Annotated in this window: 17 protein-coding genes; 9 read left to right on the top strand and 8 right to left on the bottom strand. The window is 63.4% G+C overall.

Annotation, left to right across the window (positions count from 1 at the left end; translation table 11 throughout):
* Nucleotides 1-2 precede the first annotated feature (2 nt).
* On the bottom strand, nt 3-1,238 hold the full coding sequence (locus ABIB80_RS03330; RefSeq protein WP_007598192.1) for an LLM class flavin-dependent oxidoreductase: 1,236 nt from the start codon (nt 1,236-1,238) through the stop codon (nt 3-5).
* Nucleotides 1,239-1,473: 235 nt separating this feature from the next.
* Here ABIB80_RS03330 and ABIB80_RS03325 point away from each other — a divergent pair, with 235 nt between their 5' ends.
* Both ABIB80_RS03325 and ABIB80_RS03320 read left to right on the top strand, forming a co-directional pair.
* Nucleotides 1,474-2,886, top strand: a complete 1,413-nt coding sequence (locus ABIB80_RS03325) for an MFS transporter (RefSeq protein ID WP_007598190.1) — start codon at nt 1,474-1,476, stop codon at nt 2,884-2,886.
* Nucleotides 2,887-3,027: 141 nt separating this feature from the next.
* Nucleotides 3,028-4,194, top strand: a complete 1,167-nt coding sequence (locus ABIB80_RS03320) for an extracellular catalytic domain type 1 short-chain-length polyhydroxyalkanoate depolymerase (RefSeq protein ID WP_007598188.1) — start codon at nt 3,028-3,030, stop codon at nt 4,192-4,194.
* 171 nt (nt 4,195-4,365) lie between these two features.
* On the opposite strand, the gene ABIB80_RS03315 is transcribed toward ABIB80_RS03320, so the two are convergent.
* Nucleotides 4,366-5,046, bottom strand: coding sequence for an MBL fold metallo-hydrolase (locus ABIB80_RS03315; protein ID WP_007598186.1), 681 nt, complete (start codon nt 5,044-5,046; stop codon nt 4,366-4,368).
* A gap of 172 nt (nt 5,047-5,218) precedes the next feature.
* Here ABIB80_RS03315 and ABIB80_RS03310 point away from each other — a divergent pair, with 172 nt between their 5' ends.
* Entirely contained in the window at nt 5,219-6,817 is a 1,599-nt protein-coding gene (locus ABIB80_RS03310) for an alpha-amylase family glycosyl hydrolase (RefSeq protein ID WP_007598184.1), read from the top strand.
* A 156-nt stretch (nt 6,818-6,973) separates the two neighbouring features.
* On the opposite strand, the gene ABIB80_RS03305 is transcribed toward ABIB80_RS03310, so the two are convergent.
* Nucleotides 6,974-8,671, bottom strand: coding sequence for an alpha-amylase family protein (locus ABIB80_RS03305; protein ID WP_007598182.1), 1,698 nt, complete (start codon nt 8,669-8,671; stop codon nt 6,974-6,976).
* Nucleotides 8,672-8,910: 239 nt separating this feature from the next.
* Between ABIB80_RS03305 and ABIB80_RS03300 the strand changes: the two genes are divergently transcribed.
* The gene (locus ABIB80_RS03300) at nt 8,911-9,399 is read left to right on the top strand and encodes an MmcB family DNA repair protein (protein ID WP_035993816.1); all 489 of its coding nucleotides are present in this window, start codon (nt 8,911-8,913) and stop codon (nt 9,397-9,399) included.
* Between the two features lie 121 nt (nt 9,400-9,520).
* Here the strand turns inward: ABIB80_RS03300 and ABIB80_RS03295 are convergent, their stop codons facing one another.
* Both ABIB80_RS03295 and ABIB80_RS03290 read right to left on the bottom strand, forming a co-directional pair.
* Nucleotides 9,521-10,075, bottom strand: coding sequence for an ActR/PrrA/RegA family redox response regulator transcription factor (locus ABIB80_RS03295; protein ID WP_007598178.1), 555 nt, complete (start codon nt 10,073-10,075; stop codon nt 9,521-9,523).
* 103 nt (nt 10,076-10,178) lie between these two features.
* Nucleotides 10,179-11,489 (bottom strand): ActS/PrrB/RegB family redox-sensitive histidine kinase, encoded by a 1,311-nt coding sequence (locus tag ABIB80_RS03290; protein ID WP_007598177.1) that lies wholly within the window; start codon nt 11,487-11,489, stop codon nt 10,179-10,181.
* Nucleotides 11,490-11,594: 105 nt separating this feature from the next.
* Between ABIB80_RS03290 and ABIB80_RS03285 the strand changes: the two genes are divergently transcribed.
* From ABIB80_RS03285 to ABIB80_RS03270, 4 genes are all read left to right on the top strand, one after another.
* Nucleotides 11,595-12,398, top strand: a complete 804-nt coding sequence (locus ABIB80_RS03285; RefSeq protein ID WP_007598176.1) for an ABC transporter ATP-binding protein — start codon at nt 11,595-11,597, stop codon at nt 12,396-12,398.
* Nucleotides 12,399-12,506: 108 nt separating this feature from the next.
* Nucleotides 12,507-13,325, top strand: a complete 819-nt coding sequence (locus ABIB80_RS03280; RefSeq protein WP_007598174.1) for an ABC transporter permease — start codon at nt 12,507-12,509, stop codon at nt 13,323-13,325.
* Between the two features lie 121 nt (nt 13,326-13,446).
* The gene (locus ABIB80_RS03275; protein ID WP_007598173.1) at nt 13,447-14,775 is read left to right on the top strand and encodes a polyhydroxyalkanoate depolymerase; all 1,329 of its coding nucleotides are present in this window, start codon (nt 13,447-13,449) and stop codon (nt 14,773-14,775) included.
* 217 nt (nt 14,776-14,992) lie between these two features.
* Nucleotides 14,993-15,832 carry a M48 family metallopeptidase gene (locus ABIB80_RS03270; RefSeq protein ID WP_007598172.1) on the top strand — a complete coding sequence of 280 codons (840 nt, stop codon included), beginning with the start codon at nt 14,993-14,995 and terminating at the stop codon, nt 15,830-15,832.
* Nucleotides 15,833-16,007: 175 nt separating this feature from the next.
* On the opposite strand, the gene ABIB80_RS03265 is transcribed toward ABIB80_RS03270, so the two are convergent.
* A complete protein-coding gene (locus ABIB80_RS03265; RefSeq protein ID WP_035993812.1) occupies nt 16,008-16,667 on the bottom strand; it encodes a hypothetical protein in 660 nt (219 codons plus the stop codon).
* A 352-nt stretch (nt 16,668-17,019) separates the two neighbouring features.
* Complete coding sequence (locus ABIB80_RS03260) at nt 17,020-19,233, bottom strand: transglycosylase domain-containing protein (RefSeq protein WP_007598169.1); 2,214 nt, start codon at nt 19,231-19,233, stop codon at nt 17,020-17,022.
* Between the two features lie 166 nt (nt 19,234-19,399).
* Between ABIB80_RS03260 and ABIB80_RS03255 the strand changes: the two genes are divergently transcribed.
* Nucleotides 19,400-19,825: a DUF1330 domain-containing protein gene (locus ABIB80_RS03255; RefSeq protein WP_007598167.1), complete on the top strand. Its 426-nt coding sequence runs from the start codon at nt 19,400-19,402 to the stop codon at nt 19,823-19,825.
* 60 nt (nt 19,826-19,885) lie between these two features.
* Here ABIB80_RS03255 and ABIB80_RS03250 read toward each other — a convergent pair whose 3' ends face one another.
* Complete coding sequence (locus ABIB80_RS03250) at nt 19,886-21,112, bottom strand: ABC transporter substrate-binding protein (protein ID WP_007598165.1); 1,227 nt, start codon at nt 21,110-21,112, stop codon at nt 19,886-19,888.
* Between the last annotated feature and the right edge of the window lie 238 nt (nt 21,113-21,350).

Here is a 21,350-nt window from a genome sequence, read left to right as displayed (position 1 = left end):
GCTTACCGCTTCGCCGCTTCCTTCTGCAAATCCGGGGCATTGACGGCCGGAATCGCAACGCGGCCCGCGCCGGTCACCTTCAAAGCCTCGGCGGCCTTCTCGTTTTCCATGATCTTGGCCATCACGGCCTGTCCCGCACGCTCGAAGATCGCGCGGTTCTCGATCACGAATTTTTGCGACTTGCGCAAGCCGTCGATGTAGCCGTTGATCTCGGGCACGACATAGCGCGCGACAAGGTCCCAGCTCCGACGCGTGTTCTCCGGGTTAGCCCAGTCGTGCACGAAGCCGATGACGGCGCCGACGCCGCCGGAGACCTGCATCACGTTCTTGATCATCTTGACGAGGTCGTCGGGCGTGCCGATGACGGAGGCCGCGCCGTCGACGAACGCGGTCTTGTCCACGGCCTCGTCGGGTGAGGCGAACGCGGTGAGGCCCGGCCGCTGCAACGTGCCGACATTATATTCGTTGTGCCAGCGCATCAGCCCGGCGCCGGCCTCGCGACGCGCCTGCTCGCGGGTCTCGGCGATGTGCCAGGTCAGCAGCACGCGCCAATTCGCACGATCGACTTTGGTGCCGTGCTTTTTCGCCGCGTCCTCGGCGAACTGCCATTGCTGCTGCAGCGACATCAGCCCCTGCGTCGTCATCGAACCAAGCGAGATGATGCCAATGCCATATTTGCCGGCGAGCGTCATGCCAGAGGGCGAGATCTGCGAGGCCACCACAAACGGCATCTCTTCCTGCAGCGGCAGGAGCTGCAGCGCGGCGTCGTTCATGGTGAACCAGTCGCTCTTCGCCGTGACGCGCTCGCCATTGAAGAGGCGGCGGATCACGCCGATCGCCTCGTCCTGGCGGTCGCGCTGCGTCATCGGATCGATGCCGAGCGTATGCGCATCGGAGGCGAGCGCGCCGGGACCGGAGCCGAAGATGGCGCGGCCGCCGGTCATGTGGTCGAGCTGCACCATGCGCTGCGCGACGTTGTAGGGATGGTGATAGGGCAGCGACACCACGCCGGTGCCGAGTTTGATCCGCTTGGTGCGCTCGCCGGCCGCAGCCAGGAACATCTCCGGCGAGGCGATCATTTCCCAGCCGGAGGAATGATGCTCGCCGCACCAGAACTCGTCATAGCCGAGTGCATCGAGCTGCTCGACCAGATCGAGATCGCGCCGGAACTGGAGCATCGGATGCTCCCCGATCGGATGATGCGGGGCAAGGAAGGCTCCGAACTTCAGGCGCGCCATGGCGTTCTCTCCAGCTTACATTTTTTGTTTGTTTGTGGCGCGAAGCTACGTGCTGGAGGCAGCGAACGCAATCGCGCGATGTCCCGCACGGCGGAATGCAGCCATGCATGTGTCGTCTCCCTCTCGCGGGCACGCGGAGAGAGGCGGAGCGCGCGAGGATCCTACCTTCGAGGTAATCGCAGCGCCGCATTGGGCCTGCGATGATCGGCAAGGACATCCGAAGGGTCGCGCGCCGATGCACCAAACCGTCACAAAGCAGGTCGATACGTCCCGTCGCTGGTGGGTGCTGGCGATCGTCGTGGCCGCCCAGTTCATGTTCGGCGTCGATGCCTTCGTGGTCAACGTCGCCATTCCGACCATCGCGGTCGAGTTGAAGGCGTCGCCGGCGCAGATCGAATCCGTCATCGCGATCTACCTGATCGCCTATGCCACGCTGGTCGTCACCGGCGGCCGGCTTGGCGACATTCACGGCACCAGGAACGTATTCCTGGCTGGCCTGCTCGGCTTCACCCTGACGTCGCTGTGGTGCGGACTAGCGCGATCCGGTGCGGAGTTGATCGTGGCGCGGTTGACGCAGGGTGCCTCCGCCGCGCTGATGGTGCCGCAGGTGCTGGCGACGCTGCATCTCCTGTTCACCGATGAACAGCGCAGCCGCGCCTTCGCCATCTACGGCATCGTGCTGGGGCTCGCGGGTGCCGCGGGCTTTCTGCTCGGCGGTCTCCTGGTCACGATTGATCTCGCCGGCACCGGCTGGCGCTCGGTGTTCTTCGTCAATGTGCCGTGCGGTCTCGTCATCGCGGTGGCGGCTTGGCGCATCATGCCCTCAGTGCCGCACCGCGCCGGCACGCGGCTGGATATCACGGGCAGCATCGTCCTGTTTGCCGGATTGCTGTGCATGATCGGTCCGCTGCTGCTCGGTCACGATGTCGGCTGGGCACCGTGGTTGTGGCTGGTGATGGCGATCGGCGCCGTGATCCTCCTGGCGTTCCCGAAACTGGAGCATGCGGTGGCACGCGCCGGCGGCATGCCGCTGATTGATCTCTCCCTGCTGGCGGACGCCGCTTTCCTGCGCGGTCTCGGCGCCGCGTTCTTTTTCTTCTTCGCCAATCTCTCGTTCTATCTGGTCATGACGCTGTTCATGCAGCGAGGGCTGAAAATCCCGCCGCTCGCGGCCGGCATGGCCTTCATTCCGCTCGCGCTCGCTTTCGTCGTGGCCTCGCGCCATAGCGGCGCACGGGCGCGCCATCGCGGCACCAGGGTCTTGATCGAAGGTTGCGCGCTTCAGATCGCGGGCCTCGCGGCGCTTGCGCTTGTCGCGTTCTCTGTCGATGCGCCGTCCGCGCTCCTGCTCGCGCTCACCATGATCGTGTTCGGCTACGGTCAGGGGCTGGTGATGGCGCCGCTCTCCGGCGCGGTGCTCTCGACGGTGAAGCCCGTGGCCGCAGGTTCTGCCTCCGGCATTTACGGCACCACGGCGCAGATTGGAAATGCGGCCGGAGTGGCCGCAATCGGCGCGGTGTTCTTCGCCGTCGAAGCCGTGCAATCAGCGCGCGCAGGATTTCTCGTCTCGCTCGCGCTGTTTGTGACGTTAATCATGATCTGCGCCGCATTCCTGGCGTGGATGCGCCGTGTATCTGCACGAAGTTGAGGCATTGCGGTTAATACGTGCGGATTTCTGCAGGTTTTCCCGCGATTTACTCGTCATTGACAGCACACGGTCTTTTTATTTTGCGCTGCAGCAACTATTTGGTTTGGGTGGACGTTGGGACGTCGCCTGCCAGGAGCTGCCGTGTCGTTAACCAGAAATGTCGACCTCTTGAGACGTCTGCCAAAGCTGGACGGATTGCGCTTCGCCGACTTTGGCCGGAGCGCCGATGCCTCCAGTCCGTTGCAGGAGGTTACGGGCTTCGGCGACAATCCCGGCAATCTGCGCCTGTTCGCGTTCGTGCCGCCGCAACTGCAGAAGCCGCGCGCGCTCGTCGTCGTGCTGCACGGCTGCGGCCAGACGGCGGCAAGCTACGATCTCGGTGCCGGATGGTCGACGCTCGCCGAGCACTACGGCTTCGCGCTGTTGATGCCCGAGCAGCAGCGCGTCAACAACAGCAACACCTGCTTCAACTGGTTCAATCCGGAAGACACGGCACGGGACAGCGGCGAGGCGTGCTCGATTCGCGAGATGATCGCGCACATGATCGAAACGCATCGCGTCGATCCCAAGCGCATCTTCATCACGGGCCTGTCGGCCGGCGGCGGCATGACATCGGTGATGCTCGCGACCTACCCTGAAGTCTTCGCGGCCGGGGCGGTCATCGCGGGACTTCCCTACGGCATTGCGACGAATCTGCGCGAGGCGCTCGACGGCATGTTTCATTCCCCGGAGCGGCCGGCCCGCGAACTTGGCGATCTGGTGCGGCGGGCCTCGAATCATCGCGGGCCCTGGCCCAGGATCTCGGTGTGGCACGGCAGCGCCGATCGCACCGTCAATCCCGGCAATGCCAACGAGATCGTCAAGCAATGGCTCGACCTGCACGATCTGCCTGACGCGCCGATGGCAGAAACCAACATCGACGGCTATCCGCGCCAGGCCTGGTGGAACAAGGACGGCGAGACTCTCGTCGAATCCTACGCCATCACCGACATGGCCCACGGCACGCCGCTCGGCCTTGCCGACAACGACCAGCGCTATGGCGTGGAAGGCGCGTTCCTGATCGAGGCCGGCATCTCCTCGTCCTATCACATCGCCAAATTCTTCGGCCTCACCGGCTGGATTCCCGACGCGGCGAAGAAGGCCGAACCAAAGCCGACGCCGGCCCGCTCGCCCGCGCCGCATCTGGCACGCTCGATCCGCGCCGCGGTCGCCGAAGAGACGGCCGAGTCGAAGCGCGAGGAGGCCCGCGGCTTCGATCTCGGCCAGATCATCACGCGCGCGCTCACGGCCGCGGGATTGATGAAGTAACTCAGGCCGTCGCGCCGATAAGGCAAGAGTTTTGTGCCCGTCGTCGCTGCGATCCGCGAATGGGGCGACCGCAACCTGAACCAGCCCGCGGCGTTCGCAGACGCCGCGGAATAGAGCATGATCCGGAAAAGTGTGAAGCGGTTTTCCGAACAGATCATGCTCAAACAAAAGCTACATCTCGCCGGTGATGAACGGATTGGTCATCCGCTCCTGGCCGATGCTCGAGCCGGCGCCGTGGCCGCAGATGAAGCCGACATCGTCGCCAAGCGGCAGCAGCTTGGTCTTGATCGAGTCGATCAGGGTCGCGTGACTGCCGCCGGGCAGATCGGTGCGACCGACCGAGCCCGCGAACAGGACGTCGCCGACATGGGCGAAGCGCAGATCCTTGTTGAAGAACACCACGCTGCCGGGCGAGTGGCCGGGGCAATGATAGATCTCGAACTGGAGATCGCCGATCGCCACGCTGTCGCCTTCGTCGAGCCAGCGGTCCGGTTCGAAATTGCGCACCCCCGTCATGCCGAACCGCGCGCCGCTCTCGACCACGTTGTCGAGCAGGAATTTGTCCGCGACATGCGGGCCCTCGATCGGCACCTTCAGCGCGTCGCGCAGTTCAGCCGCGCCGCCGACATGGTCGATATGGCCGTGAGTCAGCCAGATCTTCTCCACGGTGACGCCGGTCTGTTTGATGGCGTCGAGGATCTTCGGCACGTCGCCGCCGGGATCGATCACCACGGCCTTCTTGGAAGGCTCGTCCCAGATGATAGTGCAATTCTGCTCGAACAGCGTCACGGGGACGATGATCGCGCCCGCTTTCGCGCCTGCCTCGGCTTGTGTCTCGTTTTGCTCTGTCATGGTGTCACAATGCCGATTTTTGCCATGCCGCCAAGCAAAAGATTTGTCCCCGGGGCACGGGAACGGCCGCGGACATCGTCACACGGCGGTCTCAATTCGCCTGCTGTTTTGAACCGGGGCGCTCCTTCCGCGTTCTCCCGCGCGAGAAGCAGTTTTTGGATGGATTTCCCGCATGACTCAGGGCGGCAGCAATTGGTGGCGCGACGGCATCTTCTATCAGGTCTACCCGCGCTCCTTTCAGGATTCAAACAGTGACGGTGTCGGCGATCTCGCCGGCATTTTGCAGCGGCTGCCCTATGTGAAATCGCTCGGCGTCGACGCGATCTGGCTGTCGCCGATCTTCCCCTCGCCAATGGCCGATTTCGGCTACGACATCTCCGACTACACCGGCATCGAGCCGCTGTTCGGCACGATGGCGGATTTCGATGCGCTTCTCGCCGCCGCGCATGACAACGGCCTCAAGCTGATCCTCGACCTCGTGCCGAACCACACCTCGGACCAGCATCCCTGGTTCGTCGAGAGCCGCTCCTCGCGCGACAATCCCAAACGCGACTGGTACATCTGGCGCGACCCGGGCGAGGGTGGCGGCGTGCCGAACAATTGGCTGTCCGAGTTCGGCGGCAGTGCGTGGCAGTTCGACGAGACCACCGGTCAATACTACTATCACGCCTTCCTCGCTCAACAGCCGGATCTCAACTGGCGCAATCCCGATGTCCGCGCCGCGATCTATGACGTGATGCGGTTCTGGCTGGAAAAGGGCGTCGACGGCTTTCGCGTCGACGTGATCTGGCACCTGATCAAGGACGCCGAGTTCCGCGACAATCCGCCGAACCCGCATTATGTCGAGAGCCGGCCGCCGAACGAAAAGATCCTCACGCAATATTCCACCGACCAGCCCGAGGTGCACGACGTCATCGCCGAGATGCGCCGCGTCACGGATGCTTATGATGCCCGCGTCCTGATCGGCGAGATCTATCTGCCGCTGCATCGCCTGATGGCCTATTACGGCAACGACCTCACCGGCGCGCAGATGCCGTTCAATTTCGCGCTGCTCTCGACCTTCTGGAGCGCGCGCTCGATCGAGAAAATCGTCGAGGACTACGAGAAGGCGCTGCCGAAAGGCGCCTGGCCGAACTGGGTGCTCGGCAACCACGATCGCCCGCGCGTCGCAAGCCGCGTCGGGCCGGAGCAGGCCCGCATCGCCGCCATGCTTCTGCTGACGCTGCGCGGCACGCCGACGCTGTATTACGGCGACGAGATCGGCATGCATCAGCTCGCGATCGCGCCTGAGGACGTGCGTGACCCCTTCGAGAAGAACGTGCCCGGCATCGGTGTCGGCCGCGACGGCTGCCGCACGCCGATGCAGTGGGATTCGTCCAACTTCGCCGATTTCTCGGAGGTCAGGCCATGGCTGCCGCTGCCGGAGGATCACATCCGCAACAATGTCGTCGATCTCGAGGCCGATTCACGTTCGATCCTGACGCTCTACAGGCGCCTGATCGCGTTGCGGAAGGGGTGTCCGCCGCTGGTCGCAGGCGACTATCATCCGATCGCGGCGCAAGGCGATCTCCTGATCTATCGCCGCGAGGCCGAGGGCAGGGCGGTGATCGTGGTGCTCAATCTCGGCCCCGAGCCGATCGCGGTCACCACCAGCGCGATCAAGTTCGGCAGCGAGATTCTGCTGTCGACATTCCTGGATCGCGAGGGGGAGCGGATCGAAGGCGTGCTGGATTTGCGCGGCAATGAGGGCGTGATCATCACGCCGCCCTGACCGTCGTCCTGGACAAGCGAAGCGCAGATCCAGGACCCATTACCCCAAGGAGTAGTTTGGCGAAGATCGTGGTTATCACTTCGTACGACAATCACCTATTGGGGCAATGGGTCCTGGCTTTCGCCAGGACGACAACGGAGTGTGTGGTCGCACCTCCTATCCCGGATGCTTGTTACGCCGCAACGTCTTGTCGATATCACTCCTCTTCAACAGATAATCCAATCCACCGACGCGATACCAGCGATACCCATAAGGCTCCAGCACGACCCGATGCTGGCCGCGCTTGTCGGCGTGGCTGTGGTCCTCCGCGAGCAGATTGATGAGGTGCGCGCCGGCCTCGCCCGGCAGCCCCACCGAGAACGCAGTCTCGCGCGGCTTCTCGTCGAGATTGTGCACGAACAGCACGGAATTGTTGCGCCAGTCGTAGCGCATGATGAACACGGCGGGATCGCGCGTCGCGATGATCGAAAAATCGCCCCAGCCGATCTCCGGCACCTCCTTGCGCATCCGGACGATGCGCTCGGTCCAGTTCAGCATCGAGTTGGGATCGCGCCGCTGCTTGGCGACGTTGACGTGCGGATAGCCGTACGGTCCTTCGTCGATGACGGGCAAGGCCGGCTTGTCGCTGGTGGTGAAGCCGCCATGCGGCTCGGTCGACCATTGCATCGGCGTGCGCGCGCAATTGCGTTCCGGCAGCGACAGATCATCGCCCATCGCGATCTCGTCGCCGTAGCGGATCACGGGCGTCCCCGGCAGCGTGCACATCAGGCTGTAGGCGAGCTCGAGCCGCCGGCGGTCGCCACCCAGCATCGGTGCCAGGCGACGGCGAATGCCGCGGTCGTAGAGCTGCATGTCCTTGTCAGAACCGAAGCTTTTGAACACGGTGTCGCGCTGCGCCTTGGTCAATCGCCCGAGATCGAGCTCGTCATGATTGCGCAGGAACAGGCCCCATTGCGCCGAGGCGGGCCGCGGCCTGGTCGCCTTCAGCGCTTTCCCCAGCGGGCGGGAATCGGACGAGGCCAGCGCATAGAACAGATGCTGGTTGACCTGGAAATTGAACATCATATGCATGCGGTCGGCATCGCGGCCGAAATATTCCATGTCCGTCTTTGGCAGCACGTTAGCCTCGGCGAGGATGATGGCATCGCCCTGCCGCCATTGCAGGAATTCACGAAACGTCCGCAGCATGTCGTACTGCTCGGCCGGCTTCTTCACCTTGGCGCCTTTGGTCGCGATGACGAAAGGCACGGCATCCATGCGAAAACCCGAGACCCCGAGCTGGATCCAGAAGCCCATGATCTTCAAGATCTCGGTCTGCACACGCGGGTTCGAGGTGTTGAGATCGGGCTGGAAATCGTAGAAGCGGTGGAAGTACCAGGCGCCGGTTTCCTTGTCGCGCGTCCATGTCGATTTCTGAACGCCGGGAAACACCATGCCCTGATTGGCGTTGGCCGGCTTCTTGTCGGACCAGACATACCAGTCGCGGTAGGGCGAATTCCTGTCGCTCCGCGCCGCCTTGAACCAGGGATGCTGGTCGGAGGTGTGGTTGACGACGAGATCGATGATGACGCGAATGCCGCGCTGCTTGCAGCCATGGGTGAACTCGACGAAATCGCCGAGCGTGCCGTAGCGGGCATCGACACTGTAGTAGTCGGCGACATCGTAGCCATCGTCGCGGCCGGGCGAGGTCTGGAACGGCATCAGCCAGATCGTGGTGATGCCGAGGCCGTGCAGATAATCGAGCCGGCGCAACAGGCCCTTGAAATCGCCGATGCCATCGCCGTTGGCGTCCATATAGGTGCCGACGGACAGGCAATAGATGATGGCGTTCTTGTACCAGAGATCGTCGATCATGCGCGCGCAGCCTCGGTGGTTCCGCCGAGGTGCGGCGGCTGCGTGATAAGTGCGTAGGGGAGGGGAGGTTCCGCGCCACTGTCGTCCTGGACAAGCGAAGCGCAGATCCAGGACCCATTGCCACAGGCCAAAATTTGACGAGGACTGGTGGTTATTAGCTCGTGCACCAACGAACTCTTGGGGTAATGGGTCCTGGCTTTCGCCAGGACGACGACGGAGGAATCGGTTATCCTCTCCCCATGGACAATCCCGCCCGCATTGCCCTCGTGCCACCACCCGACCGCCGTCAATCCGAGACGGCGCTGGCGATCGCGCGCGGCACGGCGCGGTTGCTGCGCTCGCTCGGCTTCACCTGCATCAGCGAATTGCCGCTGCCCTCGGGGCGGCGCGCCGATCTCGTCGCGTTGAATGAGCGCGGCGAGATCTGGATCGTCGAGATCAAATCGTCGGTGGAGGATTTGCGCGCCGATCAGAAATGGCACGAATACCGGGCGCATTGCGACCGGCTGTTCTTCGCCTTCACGCAGGACCTGCCTTGCGAGATCTTTCCGCAAGACACGGGTCTGATCATCGCGGATGCCTATGGCGCGCACCTGCACTGCGAGGCGCCCGAGCACAAGCTCGCTGCGGCCACGCGCAAGCAGATGACGTTGCGATTTGGCATGGCTGCGGCGTTGCGGATCAACCGGCTGGTCGATCCGCAGGGGCATGCGGAGTTTTGGGAGTAGCGGCGCCGCGCGCGGGATGTCGTAGGGTGGGCAAAGCGTAGCGTGCCCACCATCCACGTCAAAGATTGAAGCAGGCACGGTGGGCACGGCGCATTGCGCCTTTGCCCACCCTACGACACCGTTATCGCGGCGCGCGCTTGGCCAAAATCCGCTGCAACGTGCGCCGGTGCATGTTGAGCCTGCGTGCCGTCTCGGAGACGTTGCGGTTGCACATCTCGTAGATGCGCTGGATGTGTTCCCAGCGCACGCGGTCGGCCGACATCGGGTTCGCCGGCAATTCGGACTTGTCCGAGCCGGTCGACAGCAGCGCCGCGACGACGTCGTCGGCGTCCGCGGGCTTCGAGAGATAATCGACCGCGCCCATCTTCACCGCGGTGACGGCGGTGGCGATGTTGCCATAGCCGGTCAGCACGATTGCGCGGGCGTCGGGGCGCTTCTTCTTCAGCGCCGAGACCACGTCGAGACCGTTGCCGTCACCGAGCCGGAGATCGACCACGGCAAATGCCGGCGCCGCCTTGCCGATCTGCGCCAGGCCGTCCGAGACGGTGTCGCATGACGTCACCGCAAAACCGCGCGTTTCCATGGCGCGCGACAGCCGCTCCAGGAACGGCTTGTCGTCCTCCACGATCAGAAGCGAGCGGTCGGTCTGTTCGTTCAGTTCGGCGATGGCGTTCAAGGTTTTGTCCTCTCTCCAGCGCGTCTACATATGGCGGCGCAATCGGGCGGTGCCAAGGGCGCCAATAGTCGATCGACCCCGTCGTGCGACGCAAGGTCGCGGTCTATCCTATTGTTTCTTCAAAGGTCTCGATAGCCTCAAAACGCTCTCTCGGCCACGTGATCTGGACCACTGCGCCGTGGTCGGGAAAGGTCCGGTTGGTAAACGAGACCTTGGCGCCGGTGCGCTCCAGCAAGGTGCGCGCGATGAACACGCCGAGCCCGAGGCCGCCGCCTTCGTCCTGGTTGCGCCGCCGCGACAAATAGGGCTCGCCGATCCGGTTCAGGATGTCAGGCGGAATGCCGGGACCGTCATCGGAGATCACGAGCTCGATCGTATCCTTGTTCCACCACGCATTCACTTCAACAGTGGTGCGGGCGAAATCGACCGCGTTCTCGACGATATTGCCGACGCCGTAGAGGATCGCCGGATTGCGCGAGCCGACCGGCTCGGCCACGATGGCGACGGCGATGCGCACCTTGATGTCGACGCCGAAATCGCGATGCGGCGCCACCACCTCCTCGATCAGCTCCGACAGTTTCATGCGGTCGAACGGCGCGCCGGTGGAGGAGAGCTGGGTGATCTTGCTCAATATGTCGCGGCAACGCTGCGTCTGCTCGCGCAGGGTCTTCAGGTCGGCGGCAAAGTTCGGTTCCTTCACCGTCTTCTCGAGCTCGCGCGAGATCAGGAAGATCGTCGCGAGCGGCGTGCCGAGCTCGTGCGCCGCGGCCGCCGCCAGGCCGTCGAGCTGGGTCAGATGCTGCTCGCGCGTCAGCACTAGCTCGGTCGCGGCCAGTGCGTCGGCGAGTTTGCGCGCCTCCTCGGTGACCTGGAACGAGTAGAGGCTGGTGACGCCGATCGCGAGCGCGATCGAGAGCCAGACGCCGACGAGATAGATCGGCGGCAGCACCAGCGGATCGTCGGAATCCCAGGGCAGCGGCAGATGGAAGAAGAACAGGATCGAGGCGCAGGCGACAGCCAGCACGCCGAGGCCGAAGGTGAAGCGGGCCGGCAGCGCGGTCGCCGAGATCAGCACGGGCGCGAGGAACAGGAACGAGAACGGGTTCTGGAGTCCGCCGGTGAAGAACAGGAGACCCGCCAGCTCCACGATGTTGAGCGCGAGCAGTCCGGCCGCCTGCATGGGCTCCAGCCGCTGCAGCGGATTTGACACGGTCTGGAGCGCCAGATTGAGCGCCGCCGACAGGGCGATGATGCTGACGCAGGGGACGATCTCGACGTTGAATTCCAGCCCCTGCGCCACGATGAAGATCGCGGCGAGCTGGCCCAGTACCGCGAGCCAGCGCAGCCGCAGGATCGTATCCAGGCGGATATGCCGCTGCGCGGGGCGAAAGTCGGAAGCGGCAAGTTCGGTCATTTCGGCCAAGGGGGCGGTGCCTTCTCGATCACAAGCGCGCGGCTCACGGAACCACCGGATTACAAGCCTTGCGCTCTCCGCTGCAATAGCAGAAGAACGCCCAGCATGACCGAGAATGACCAGGGTTCAAGCTGGCCGACTGTCGCGGATCGCAGCCTCTCCGCGGCCATCGCGGTCGATCACCTCGTCAAGGTGTACAAGCAGACCCGCGCTGTCGACGACATCTCCTTTTCGCTGCCGCGCGGCAGCATCACCGGACTGCTGGGCGGCAACGGCGCAGGCAAGACCACGACCATCGCGACGATCATGGGCCTCGTGCTGCCGACCTCCGGCCGCGTGCAGGTGCTCGGGCATCGGATGCCGGAGGACAGCGCTTCCGTGCTGGGGCGGATGAATTTCGAGAGCCCCTATGTCGACATGCCGATGCGGCTCACGGTGCGTCAGAACCTCACCGTGTTCGGCAAGCTCTATGCGGTGAAGAACCTCTCCGACCGCATCGCTGAGCTGGCCTGCGATCTCGATCTCACCGAGTTCATCGACCGCGCCAACGGCAAGCTCTCCGCAGGACAAAAGACGCGCGTTGCGCTTGCCAAGGCGCTGATCAACCAGCCCGAGCTGCTGCTGCTGGACGAGCCGACCGCCTCGCTCGATCCCGACACCGCCGACTGGGTCCGGGGTCATCTGGAGCGTTATCGCAAGGCGAACAACGCCACCATCCTGCTGGCCTCGCACAACATGCTCGAGGTCGAGCGGCTCTGCGACCGGGTCATCATCATGAAGCGCGGCCGTATCGAGGACGACGATACGCCCGAAGCCATCATGGCCCGCTACAACCGCACCACGCTGGAAGAGGTGTTTCTGGACGTCGCGCGCGGAAGGGTGAACGGCGCGCAGGAGGCGGCGCGATGAGAAGGCCGTATGTTGCGAACGTAGCCCGGGTGAGCGAAGCGATACCCGGGAACGCCGCCAGCAAGGTCCCGGATGTCGCTTCGCTCATCCGGGCTACGGGAGTGCGCGATGAGTGAGGCCTCCCTCCACCGCGGCATCTCCCTCCATCGCATCGGCGCGATGATCCTGCGCTATTGGTACCTCCTGCTGTCGTCCTGGCCGCGGCTGCTCGAGCTGCTCTACTGGCCGGCGCTGCAGGTCATCACCTGGGGCTTTCTTCAGCTTTATATCGCGCAGAATGCAAACTTCTTCGCACGTGCCGGCGGCACCCTGATCGGCGCCGTCATCCTCTGGGACATCCTGTTTCGCGGGCAGCTTGGCTTTTCGATCTCGTTTCTGGAAGAGATGTGGGCGCGCAACCTCGGCAATCTCATGATGAGCCCGTTGAAGCCGATCGAATTTCTGCTGTCGCTGATGATCATGAGCCTGATCAGGCTTGCGATCGGGGTCATCCCGATGACGCTGCTTGCGCTGTTCCTGTTTCACTTCAACGTTTATGCGCTCGGCGTGCCGCTGATCGCGTTCTTCTGCAATCTAATCTTCACGAGCTGGTCGGTCGGCATCTTCGTCTCCGGCCTGGTGCTGCGAAACGGCCTCGGCGCCGAGAGCATCGTCTGGACCTTGATGTTCGGAATCATGCCGCTCGCCTGCGTCTACTATCCCGTCAGCGTGCTGCCGGTCTGGCTGCAATATGTTGCCTGGACGCTGCCGCCGACCTACGTGTTCGAAGGGATGCGCGCGCTGCTGATCGAAAACACCTTCAGGACCGATCTGATGCTGAGCGCGTTGGCCATCAACGCGGTGCTTTTGATTGCATCTTTTGGAGCATTCCTTGCCCTTTTGCGCAGCGCCAGGATGCAGGGCTCGCTGCTGTCAGGCGGCGAATAACGTAACTTTCTCGTGGATTCAGCCCGGTTTGGGCGACTGGGCCACGTAAATGTACGGAACCATGCATTGACGCAATATTACGCATTCGGCAGTATGCTGCGATGCGAAGAGGAATATAGCGATGCCGATTGGCGAGTTTGGCGGCGCGCCGCCCCTGGTGGCCGAAGGCAGTCCGGTCCTGACGACGCCGATGTACTGGATGTACGAGATGGGGCAAGCCTCTCTCAATCCGGCGCGTGCGATCACGGACGCGACCAAGCTGCTGTTTCAGAATCCCCTCAATCCATGGGCACGCACCGAGGTCGGCAAGTCGGTTGCCGCGGCCTGCGAATTGTTCGAACGCACCACGCGCCGTTACGGCAAGCCGGAATGGGGCCTCAACGACACCGAGGTCAACGGCATCCGCGTCCCCGTCGAGGTTCGCTCGGTCTGGGAAAAGCCGTTCTGCCGCCTGCTCTACTTCGATCGCAAGTTCACCCGTCCGCTGCGCAGCCCGCAGCCGCGCGTGCTGATCGTAGCGCCGATGTCCGGCCATTACGCGACGCTGCTCCGCGGTACCGTCGAGGCTTTCCTGCCGGGGCATGAGGTCTACATCACCGATTGGGCCGATGCCCGCATGGTGCCGCTCAGCGACGGCCGTTTCGATCTCGACGATTACATCGACTACGTCATCGAAATGCTGCATGTCCTCGGCGGTAACACGCATGTGCTGGCGGTTTGCCAGCCCTCGGTTCCCGTCGTCGCTGCCGTTTCCATCATGGAAGCGCTGCGTGATCCCTTCGTGCCGACTTCGATGACGCTGATGGGCGGCCCGATCGACACCCGCCGCAATCCGACCGCGGTGAACAACCTCGCCCAGGAGCGCGGTATCGACTGGTTCCGCAACCACGTCATCACCAAGGTGCCGTTCCCGCATCCGGGCATGATGCGCGACGTCTATCCGGGATTCCTGCAGCTCAACGGCTTCATCAGCATGAATCTCGACCGGCATATGGATGCCCACAAGCAGCTGTTCGCCAATCTGGTGAAGGGCGACGGCGACCTCGTCGACAAGCATCGCGACTTCTACGACGAATATCTCGCGGTGATGGATCTCTCCGCCGAGTATTACCTGCAGACCGTCGACACCGTGTTCGTGAAGCATTCGCTGCCGAAGGGCGAGATGACCCATCGTGGAACACGCGTCGATCCCTCCAAGGTCACGCGCGTCGCGTTGATGACGGTCGAAGGCGAGAACGACGACATCTCCGGCATCGGTCAGACCGAAGCAACGCACACATTGTGCAGCTCGATTCCCGATCATCGCCGCGTTCATTACGTCCAGAAGGGCGTCGGACATTACGGCGTGTTCAACGGCTCGCGTTTCAAATCGGAAATCGTGCCGCGCATCCATGACTTCATGGTCTCGGCGGCGAATCCGAGCTCATTGCAGGCACTCGCGGCCGAATAATCGCGTATTTCGGCTTTCCCGCTGAAAATTGACGCCCTGTCGGAGGCTCCGACAGGGGCGAGTCCCCGCCAGATTCGCGGTATTTAGGTAGCTTTGTAGGAGTGAGTCCAACCTCACCCCTTGGGGGTGCCGCATGCGCCGAACGGGGGCGAAAAAAGCCGGTTCCAACCCCAGTCTGTAGGGTCTCCCGGACGCCAGACCCCTGTATATTGGGCAAATGATTTGTTTTTGCGCCGAGCGCTTTCCCTGGCGGCGGTTATGGCAGAATCCGGGCGCTCTCCTGCCCCCCGGACTGACAGACATGGCCACTCGCGCACTCCTCTATCGGCGGCCCCACGAGCCGAAGACCCTCCTGATCACCCATGGATCGCAATATTTTGCGATTCGACTGCGCCGGCATCGCCGCGCGCGCCGTTACACGCTCAGAATTCATCCGAGTGATCGCGAAGCCATCCTCACCATGCCGCCGCGCGGCACGCTCGCCGAAGCAAAAGACTTCGCGCAGCGCCACGGCGCATGGATCGCGGCACGTCTCGGCCGTTTGCCGAAGGCCGCACCGTTTCAGCCTGGCACAGTGATACCGCTTCGCGGCGTTTCTCATCGCATCGTTCATCGCGCTGGCACGCGCGGTACGGTGTGGACGGAAGTGCGCGATAGCGGTGAACGCATTCTCTGCGTCGCCGGCGGCGTCGAGCATGCGGATCGTCGCGTCAGCGACTTCCTCAAGCGCGAGGCTCGCCGCGACCTTCAGCGTGCGGCGGAATCCTATGCCGGCGAGCTCGGCGTCAAGGTCAAGCGGCTCTCGATCCGCGATCAATCGAGCCGCTGGGGCTCCTGCACCTCGGCCGGCTCGCTGTCGTTCTCCTGGCGCCTGATCCTCGCGCCGCCCTACGTGCTCGACTATCTCGCCGCGCACGAGGTCGCCCATCTCGTCGAGATGAACCACTCGGCGCGGTTCTGGCGCGTCTGCGGCAGGGTCTGCCCGTCGATGGAGCGCGCCAAGAAGTGGCTCGATACGTACGGCAACGATTTGCACCGGTACGGGGTCGAGGATTAGGTCCTCGCTGCCAGCCTCCATCTGCCGCTGTCATCGCCCGGCTCGACCGGGCGATCCAGTATTCCGAGGCGGTTGTTGTTGAACCGAGAGGCCACGGCGTACTGGATTCCCGCGTTCGCGGGAATGACAGTTGAGAATGCGGCGAGGTCCGCGCGAACTCAATTCATCCCTCTGCTCAGGCGCTGACATCCGCGCTTGTCCCCGGCTGCGTGCGCGAGGCGAGATAGGATGACTGCAATTGCGCGGCCGCCTTCTGGCCCTCGGCCAGCATCGCCTGGAAGGCCGCATCGAGTTGATCGCGGCTATAGGTTGCGGAGCTGCTTTCACGCGGGGTCCATTGCGATTGCGTGATCGCGGTGGAAGCTTTTTCAACGGTGCCACCGAGCCGCTCGGCATAGCTATCGGCCCGCCACTGCGCCAGATCCGGTCCACTCAGACCGGGTGGATCCTCCAGCTTGCCGATCTTTGCAGCCGCCTCGTTGGTCATCGTCGAGGACCCGCCATTGTACAGGGTGGCGACCACCTTGCCGTCGACCTTCACCTGAGCATAGGTATTCTCCGGTGCACCGTCCGAGACGGCCGATTGAGTCGCGCTCGTATCATGGGTCATCAGCCAGTTCGTTGCCATGAGGTCGCGCAGGTGAGGATTGTCCGCCGCGGATATCGACTTGGCGCCTGTCAGGGGCTTGACCTGCGAGACGTCGATCCGAAAGCCGTCGGTCGCAGCATCAGTCGCATCCGGTCCCGCCGGCTGAAGACTCGATGTCCTATTCGAAGCGGACGTTGATGCGGGCCGCAGATGAGGCAACGCCGCGCTGGATACACCTGACATGATGGAACGCTCTCCGATACTTGCTCAACCTATGAGAGCAAATCCCGGGCCGCCGCCCCGAGCTTGAAGAGACTGGTTTTTTTGCGTTCCGGGAGCTGCGGGGATCGGTCGATTTCGCCATGGTAGGCAGGACTTGCCGAAGACGAGACCGGTGGCGAACAGGGATAGCCGAGATAGTTGCCCCGTTCGGGATGATGGCGGGACGGTTCTGTTTTGCCCGACGTGTCAAATGGCCTTGCTGCCAGAATCAGCCGTCTTGCGACTCGCGTAAGCCGTTGATTCCGCTATCACTGGCTACTGTGCATGGGGTTGTTTTCGCGATTTTGTTTTGAGGCCACAAGGACCCACGCAGAACCTAGCGATTTCCGCCAAACAGCCGGTCCATCAGCCAGCCATCGAGTCCTGCGGCTGCTTCCGGTCGCGCATTGGCGCGCGTCGGCGGCGGCCGATAGCCGCCGTTGCTGGCCGGTGCCGGTACGGGCGCTGCCGCTGTTGGCGGGGACACCTGCGACGTCGCCTGCGCGAGGTTCGACAGGCCCCAGCTGCCTTGCGAGCTCGGCAAGGCTGCCACCGGCACGCCCTCGTGCGCCGTCTTCATGAAGCGGGACCAGACTTCGACCGGCAAGCCGCCGCCGGTCGCCTTCTTGGTCGGCGAGTTGTCGTCATTGCCGAGCCACACGCCGGTGACGAGGTTGGCGGTGTAGCCGATGAACCAGGCGTCGCGGTAGTCCTGGCTGGTGCCGGTCTTGCCGGCCGCCGGCCAGCCCGGGATCTCCGCCTTCTTGGCCGTGCCGCTGATCAGCGTTTCCCGCATCATCGCGTTCATCATGCCGACATAGCGCGGATCGACCACCTGGTTGTGCTCGTCCGCCTGGCGCATGTAGAGCAGCTTGCCACTGAGCGTCCTGATCCGCGTGACGACATGCGGCGTCGCCATGAAGCCGCCATTGGCGAAAGGTGCGTAGGCGCCGACCAGCTCGACCATCGAGACTTCGGAGGTGCCGAGCGCGATCGAGGCGTTGGGCTCGAGTTTCGACGAGATGCCGAGCCGGTGCGCGGTGCGCACCACGTTCTTCGGACCGACCTCGAGGCCGAGGCGGATGGCGACCGTGTTGAGCGACATCGCGAGCGCCTGGGTCAGCGTCACCGCGCCGAAATATTCGTGGGTGTAGTTCTCAGGTTTCCAGCCCTTGACCTCGATCGGCGCATCCTGGCGGAGCGTGTCGGGCGTCAGCCCCTGCTCGAGCGCGGTCAGGTACACGAATGGCTTGAACGAGGAGCCCGGCTGGCGCCTGGCGGTGACGGCGCGGTTGTACTGGCTCTCGGAATAATTCCGCCCGCCGACCATGGCGCGAACCGCGCCGTCCGGCGTCATCGCCACCAGCGCGCCCTGGCTGACATTGAATTTCACGCTCTTGGCCGCGAGCTCGTCGATGATGGCGGCTTCCGCCACGCTCTGAAGCTTCGGATCGATCGTGGTCTCGACCTTGATGCTCTCGTCGATCTGGCCGACCAGATCGTCCAGCACCTCGCCGATCCAGTCGGCGACGTAGTTGACCGTGCCGGCGCCGACCGGCTTCACATTGTAGGAGGGTTGGCCGATCGAGGCCTGCGCCTGCGCTTCGGTGATGAATTTGGCATCGGCCATCGCATTGAGCACGATTTTCGCGCGCGCTTCTGCGCCCTCGGGGTTGCGGTTCGGCGCGAGCCGCGAAGGCGATTTGACGAGGCCGGCCAGCATCGCGGCCTCCGCGATGGTGACGTTCTTGGCCGACTTGCCGAAATAGCGCTGCGCGGCGGCTTCGACGCCATAGGCGCCGGAGCCGAAATAGACGCGGTTGAGATAGAGCTCCAAGATCTCGTTCTTGGAATGCTTGCGCTCCAGCCAGATCGCGAGCTCCGCTTCCTGCAGCTTGCGCGCCATGGTGCGCTCCTGGGTCAGGAACAGGTTCTTCGCCAATTGCTGCGTCAGCGTCGAGCCACCCTGCGACACGCCACGATGGAGCACGTTGGTGACGAGCGCGCGCAGGATGCCTACGGGATCGATGCCGAAATGCGAATAGAAGCGGCGATCCTCGATGGCGATGAACGCCTTGGGCAGATATTGCGGCAGATCCTTCAGCGAGACGTTGGCGCCGGCCATCTCGCCGCGTTGCGCCAGCATGCTGCCGTCGATGCCGACGATCTGGATCGTCGGCGGCCGCTTGGGGATCTCGAGCGACTGGATCGGCGGCAGATGAGCGCCGACCCAGATCACGACGCCGATCACGGCGATCGCGCCCCACAGACCCAGCACCGCGCCCCAATAGACCAGGCGGCCAAGGTTCGCGCCGATGCGTGACTTGGATCGCCGCTTGGCACTGCCGCGACCGGCCGGCGCCTTCCGCTCGCGCGGCGGCTCGTCGCCGGCATCCTCGCTCTTGCGTTTGGCGGATGATTTCGTCGATTTCTTCGGCTTGTCATCGCCGCCGGGAATGCGGTCGGCCGCGGTCAGGCGCAGATCGGCGAGTGCCGCAGGCAAGCCGAACAACGGCTCCTTCCGCCCACCCTTTTTCTTTCCCAACCCCATACGCAAACGCCCGGTCAGCCCGCCCCGCCGCACGCTAGCGGTCGCTGTTTAAGGCCCGGTTACCCAGAGCTTAACGCGCGATTAGGAGGTGCGGCATTCGCTGGCCGCAGTTCCGCTGGTTTGCCGGCGGAGCTAGGATCGCCGGCATAAACAAGAGGGAGCACGCATGGGCCACATCGATCCGACCAAGGAGATTTTTTCGCAGTTCCGGGAGAACGACCGCCCCGGCCCGATCCACATGCTCAACCTGGTGCGCTTGCGCAAGGAGGCGGCCTATCCGGACGGCCGCAAGACGAGCGGCGCGGAAGCCTATGCGGCCTATGGCCGCGAGAGCGGCCCGGTGTTCGAACGCCTCGGCGGCCGCATCGTCTGGCAGGGCAAATTCGAGCTGATGCTGATCGGCCCGGAGACTGAGCGCTGGGACCATTGCTTCATCGCCGAATACCCAAGCGTCGCCGCCTTCGTCGAGATGATCCGCGACCCCGTCTATCGCGAAGCGGTGAAGCACCGGCAGGCCGCGGTGGAGGACTCACGGCTCATTCGGCACGCGGTGCTGCCGGTGGGAAAGAACTTTGGCGAGGTGCCGGATTGATTTTCCGTCATGGCCGGGCTGGCCCGGCCATGACGGCGTTGAGGCAGTTGCTTCCGAGAACTAACCCGCCGGACTCGCATCCTCAATGATCGGGCCGAACAGCTCCCAACGTTCGCCGTTGAACTTCATCATCTGAAGCTGCTTGTTGACGCGGTAGTCGGTCGGTGAGGTATTGGCCTTGATGCCGGGCAGCGCGGTGTCGCTGGTCACGTCCTTCAGCGAGGCGGCCTGCTTCATGACGTTCTCGCGCGTCAGGTCGTCGCCGCACTGCTTCAGCACATGGACCAGCAGCTGCGCCGTGCTGTAGCCGTAGGTGTTGAAGTTCGAGTCCTTGTCGCCATCAGGATAATACTTGGCCATGAAGTCGAAATACCTCTTAAGGCCGGCATCGTCCTTCCAGGTCGGATCGAGTGGTTCCTTGCCGTAATTGACGCTGATCAGGCCCTTGGCGGCGTCGAGGCCGGCTGGCTTCAGCACCGCGCCGACCGAGGTGGCGTTGATGTCAACGATCTGCACCGGATGCCAGCCCATCTCGGCGATCTTCTTGATCGCCTGCGCCGCCTGCTTCGGCGTGGTGGCGCTGAAGAACAGATCGGCGCCGGCGTCCTTGATCTTGAGGATCTGCGAATCGACAGTCGGATCGGAGACTTCGTAGGAAGCTTCAGTCACGATCATCTTGGCAGCTTTGTCGCCGAGACCGGCCTTGATGCCGTTCAGATAGTCCTTGCCGAGGTCGTCGTTCTGATAGAGCACGCCGATCTTGGCGTTCGGATGCTCCTTCAGGATGTACTGTCCGTAGATGCGGCCTTCGACGAAGTAGTTGGGGTTGAAGCCCATCGTCCACGGAAAGTTCTTCGGATCCGTGAACCTCGAGGCTCCGGTCGCCGCGAACAGTTGCGGCACCTTCTTCGAGTTGAGATATTTCTGCACGGCTGCGTTCACCGGCGTGCCGATGATCTGGAAGGTCAGCAGGACCTCGTCGCTCTCGACCAGCTTGCGAATCTGCTCCACGGCCTTCGGCGGCGAGTAGGCGTCGTCATACTGGATCAGATTGATCTTGCGGCCGTTGACGCCGCCCTGGTCGTTAATCATCTTGAAATAGGCGGCTTGGGTCTTGCCGATCGACGAATAGGCCGACGCCGGTCCAGAAAACGGCATCGTCTGGCCGACCTTGATCTCGGTATCGCTGGCACCCGGATCATATTTCTTCTGGGCATTGGCCGCCGGCATCGACAGCGCCAGGGTCAGCGCCGTTGCAGTGGCCAGATGCAGAATTCCATTCCTCATTCGCATTTCCTCATTGTTTATTGCCGGTGATCAATCGGGTGCGCTCATGCGCACCTGATGTCACCGCTGAGGGCGAGTGTGGATGAGGCGTTGTTGCAACGCAAGTTGGGCGTGCGCCCGCAGTTCGTAGGATACGCAACGTCTCAGTTCGTAGGGTGGGTTAGCCTTGCGGCTGCGCAAAGCGCAGTCCGCTGGGCGTAACCCACCACTTCTGTTTCCGCGGAAATCAAAAAGGTCG

Source organism: Bradyrhizobium sp. i1.15.2, assembly GCF_040548425.1.
GTDB lineage: Bacteria > Pseudomonadota > Alphaproteobacteria > Rhizobiales > Xanthobacteraceae > Bradyrhizobium > Bradyrhizobium canariense.
This window is presented reverse-complemented; position numbering and strand designations above follow the sequence as displayed.

What these genes read in the sequence shown, in the direction of transcription:
- ABIB80_RS03325 (WP_007598190.1), top strand. Translation starts at nt 1,474, where the DNA reads ATGCACCAAACCGTCACAAAGCAGGTCGATACGTCCCGTCGCTGGTGG.
- ABIB80_RS03270 (WP_007598172.1), top strand. Translation starts at nt 14,993, where the DNA reads ATGATTTGTTTTTGCGCCGAGCGCTTTCCCTGGCGGCGGTTATGGCAG.
- ABIB80_RS03315 (WP_007598186.1), bottom strand. Translation starts at nt 5,046, where the DNA reads ATGACAGAGCAAAACGAGACACAAGCCGAGGCAGGCGCGAAAGCGGGC.
- ABIB80_RS03330 (WP_007598192.1), bottom strand. Translation starts at nt 1,238, where the DNA reads ATGGCGCGCCTGAAGTTCGGAGCCTTCCTTGCCCCGCATCATCCGATC.
- ABIB80_RS03285 (WP_007598176.1), top strand. Translation starts at nt 11,595, where the DNA reads ATGACCGAGAATGACCAGGGTTCAAGCTGGCCGACTGTCGCGGATCGC.
- ABIB80_RS03290 (WP_007598177.1), bottom strand. Translation starts at nt 11,489, where the DNA reads ATGACCGAACTTGCCGCTTCCGACTTTCGCCCCGCGCAGCGGCATATC.
- ABIB80_RS03250 (WP_007598165.1), bottom strand. Translation starts at nt 21,112, where the DNA reads ATGAGGAATGGAATTCTGCATCTGGCCACTGCAACGGCGCTGACCCTG.
- ABIB80_RS03255 (WP_007598167.1), top strand. Translation starts at nt 19,400, where the DNA reads ATGGGCCACATCGATCCGACCAAGGAGATTTTTTCGCAGTTCCGGGAG.
- ABIB80_RS03280 (WP_007598174.1), top strand. Translation starts at nt 12,507, where the DNA reads ATGAGTGAGGCCTCCCTCCACCGCGGCATCTCCCTCCATCGCATCGGC.
- ABIB80_RS03260 (WP_007598169.1), bottom strand. Translation starts at nt 19,233, where the DNA reads ATGGGGTTGGGAAAGAAAAAGGGTGGGCGGAAGGAGCCGTTGTTCGGC.
- ABIB80_RS03310 (WP_007598184.1), top strand. Translation starts at nt 5,219, where the DNA reads ATGACTCAGGGCGGCAGCAATTGGTGGCGCGACGGCATCTTCTATCAG.
- ABIB80_RS03275 (WP_007598173.1), top strand. Translation starts at nt 13,447, where the DNA reads ATGCCGATTGGCGAGTTTGGCGGCGCGCCGCCCCTGGTGGCCGAAGGC.
- ABIB80_RS03300 (WP_035993816.1), top strand. Translation starts at nt 8,911, where the DNA reads ATGGACAATCCCGCCCGCATTGCCCTCGTGCCACCACCCGACCGCCGT.
- ABIB80_RS03305 (WP_007598182.1), bottom strand. Translation starts at nt 8,671, where the DNA reads ATGATCGACGATCTCTGGTACAAGAACGCCATCATCTATTGCCTGTCC.